Genomic DNA, 291 nt, shown 5'->3' with positions numbered 1-291 from the left:
TTTAAGGCCGCGGGAGACACGCTGTACGTGCGTATGCTCGGGCGGAACACGCCATGCGGCGTTGAACCCAGCACGCAGACCCACTTTAGCAATCTTGATGATGGGAAACCATTCTGGGACAGCACCACAACTCTAATGCAGAAGATGACCTGGCCTGCGCCGGGAAAAGGGCAAAAGCTGACCATCAATGGGCCATTGGTGCCTGAACCTCTGTCAGCAGAAGAATTAAAAGATTTTGACCAGGATTATCGCAGCAAAGAAAAACAGACAGGAAAAATTGGCTATGGCTAC

1 pseudogene is annotated in these 291 nt (G+C 51.2%); it reads left to right on the top strand.

Features of this window, described 5'->3' with window-relative positions:
- Positions 1-291, top strand: a pseudogene (locus NNO02_RS23640) (T6SS effector phospholipase Tle3 domain-containing protein); the annotation flags it as partial.

Origin of the sequence: Citrobacter sp. Awk 2 (assembly GCF_028069815.1) — a bacterium.
Taxonomy (GTDB): domain Bacteria; phylum Pseudomonadota; class Gammaproteobacteria; order Enterobacterales; family Enterobacteriaceae; genus Citrobacter.
The sequence above is the reverse complement of the archived record's forward strand: the minus strand, read 5'-3'. Positions and strand labels throughout refer to the sequence as shown.